3 protein-coding genes are annotated in these 2,887 nt (G+C 71.9%); all 3 read right to left on the bottom strand.

Features of this window, described 5'->3' with window-relative positions; all coding sequences use genetic code 11:
- Window positions 1-453 (bottom strand): beta-ketoacyl synthase N-terminal-like domain-containing protein (locus tag AB7U46_RS17525; RefSeq protein ID WP_428338272.1); only part of this gene is annotated, 453 nt, incomplete at its 3' end.
- Window positions 450-2,510, bottom strand: a complete 2,061-nt coding sequence (locus AB7U46_RS17520) for a 3-hydroxyacyl-CoA dehydrogenase NAD-binding domain-containing protein (protein WP_428338271.1) — start codon at window positions 2,508-2,510, stop codon at window positions 450-452. The genes AB7U46_RS17525 and AB7U46_RS17520, both read right to left, overlap by 4 nt.
- Window positions 2,511-2,557: 47 nt before the next feature.
- Window positions 2,558-2,887: AMP-binding enzyme (locus tag AB7U46_RS17515; protein ID WP_428338270.1), on the bottom strand; the 330-nt coding region annotated here is incomplete at its 5' end.

The raw sequence follows: 2,887 nt of genomic DNA, 5'->3' as shown, positions 1-2,887 counted from the left end.
ATTGACGAAGCGCCAGCCGATCGTCGTGTCATGCACCTCCGCCGCGCGCCCCCAGGCGGAGGCCGATTTCGGCATCACGAAAGGGGCGCGGGTCATGCTCTCGACGCCGGCGGCAATCGCCAGCTCGATGTCGCCCGCCTGCACCGCGCGCGCGGCCGCCGCCACCGCCTCGAGCCCCGAACCGCAGAGCCGGTTCACCGTGACGCCCGGCACCGTCTCGGGCAGGCCGGCCAGCAAAAGCGCCATGCGTGCGACGTTGCGGTTGTCCTCGCCCGCCTGATTGGCGCAGCCCATCCAGACCTCCTCGACCGCCGCCGGATTGAGCCCGGGGTTGCGGGAAAGCAGCGCGGCAAGCGGGATCGCCGCCAGATCGTCGGTGCGCACAGGCGCCAGCGCGCCGCCGTAGCGGCCGATCGGCGTGCGGATATAGTCGCAGATAAAGGCGTCGGTCATGGTTTCCTCGCAAGGTCGGAGAGGCTGCGCCCGGTCTCGCTCGCGTGGCGCAGGATGTCGGGCAGCGCCCAGGAGAGCGGATCTTCGGCGGCGAAACTCTCGATCCGGGCGCAGATCCCGGACAGACCCAGCCGTTCGGCATAGTGCATCGGGCCGCCGCGCCAGCGCGGGAAGCCGTAGCCATGCACCAGCACCAGGTCGATGTCGGAGGGGCTTTCCGCGATCCCCTCCCCCAGGAGACGCGCGCCCTCCTCGATCATCGCGGTGGTGGCGCGCGCGACGATCTCCTCGTCGGCGAAGGGGCGCCGGGTGATCCCCGCGCGCGAACTTTCGGCGACCACGATCTGGTTGATCGCGGCGGAGGGCACGGGCTTGCCCCCCTCGTAATCATACCAGCCGGCCCCCGTCTTGCGGCCGAGCCGCCCCGTCTCCTCGACGATGCGATCGGCGATGGCGATGTAACGGATCCCGGGTTTTTCCCTCCATCCCATGCGGTTGCGGTTCGCATAGGCGATGTCGAGGCCGGACAGATCCTGCACCTCATAGGGCCCCATCGCCATGCCGAAACCGCGCAGCGCGGCATCGACCTGCGCGGGCAGCGCGCCCTCGATCAGCATCACGTCGCAGATCTGGCGATAGCGGGTGAGGATGCGGTTGCCGATGAAGCCGTCGCAGACGCCCGCGGGCACCGCGATCTTGCCCAGCCGCGCGGTAAGCCGCAGCACGGTCGCCAGCGTCTCGGGCGTGGTCGTGGCGGCGCGGATCACCTCGACCAGCTTCATCACATGGGCCGGCGAGAAGAAATGCAGCCCGAGGAAGCGGCCCGGATTGCGCAGCCCCTCGGCGATGCGGTCGGGGTTCAGATAGGAGGTGTTCGTGGCCAGGATCGCGGTCTCGGGCAGCGCGGCATCGAGCGCGGCGAAGACCTGTTTCTTCACGGCGAGATCCTCGAACACCGCCTCGATCGCGATCTGGGCGGGGGGCAGATCGGCATAGCCCAGGTGGTAGCTGTGGCGCGCGGCCTGGGCGGCCTCGGCCGCCTCGGGGGAGGATTTGCCGCGCGCCACGGCCTCGGCGTAGAGCGCGGCGACATTCGCCCGCGCCCGCTCCGCCCCGGCCGCATCGGTTTCGACCAGCGCGACCGAGAGGCCGACGCCCGCGAGCGCATAGGCGATCGCCGCGCCCATCGTGCCGCCGCCGACGACGACGGCGGTCTCGATCGCCGCGCCGCCCGCGCGGCCGCGGGCAAGCGCCGCGCGCTCGGCGAAGAAGACATGGCGCAGCGCCGCGGCCTGGTCCGAGGTCTTCAGGCTCAGGAAGGTCTCGCGTTCGAGCGCCAGCCCCTCGACAAGCGGAAGCGTGGCCGAGGCGGCGACGAGGTCGATCGCAAGGCCCGGCGCCAGCTGCCCTTTCGCGCGTTTCGCCGCCTGCACCCGCGCGGCCTCGACCGCCGCCGGATCGGGCGCGGGGGCGGGCAGCGCATCGGGCGCCGGGCGCGCGGGCAGCGCGAGGGTTTCGGCCGCCGCGACCGGATCTTCGGCCAGCGCATCGACGAGGCCAAGCTGCAGCGCCGCGGCGGCGCCGATCACGCGCCCCTCGGAAATCAGCGACAGCGCCGGGGCAAGGCCGATAAGCCGCGCCAGCCGCTGCGTGCCGCCCGCGCCGGGCACCACGCCCAGCGTCACCTCGGGCAGGCCGAGCGTTGCGCCGGGCGCCGCCACGCGCGCGGCACAGGCCAGCGCCAGTTCGAGCCCGCCGCCCAGCGCCGCGCCATTGATCGCGGCGATCACCGGCACCGGAAAGGCGGCGATCCGCGCGACGAGATCGGGCAGATGCGGCGCGACCGGGGGCGCGTCGAACTCCTTCGCATCGGCGCCGGCGACGAAGGCGCGCCCGGTGCCCGTCAGCACCACGCGGGAAACCCCCGCCGCCAGCGCCGCGTCGAGCGCCGCGCTCAGCCCGGCGCGCACCGGCTGGGCGGTGACGTTGACGGGCGGGTTGTCGATGGTGATGCGCGCAATGCCGCGCTGCGCGGTGAAGCGCACCGGATCGGTCATGGGAACCTCTCGGACAGTCGGGGAATGGGGGGGCGCGGAGCCCCCGCTCAGGTCGTGGCCGGCGCGCGGCGCGCCTCGTATTCGGCCTTCAGCTCATTGCGCAGGGCGAATTTCTGGATCTTGCCCGAGGCGGTCGCAGGCAGCTTCTCACGCAGCTCCAGCCGCTCGGGGAAGTATTGCTTCGCCAGATGCTGCCCTTCGAGAAAGGCGATCATGCCCGCGAAATCAACGCTTTGCCCCGGCTTCGGCACGATGAAGGCGCAGGCGCGCTCCCCCAGGCGTTCATCGGGATAGGCGACGATCGCGACCTGATGCACGGCGGGGTGCTTGTAAAGCAGCGCCTCGACCTCGACGACGGGGATGTTCTCCGAGATCGG

This window comes from Paenirhodobacter sp., from assembly GCF_050177655.1.
GTDB lineage: Bacteria > Pseudomonadota > Alphaproteobacteria > Rhodobacterales > Rhodobacteraceae > Rhodobacter.
This window is presented reverse-complemented; position numbering and strand designations above follow the sequence as displayed.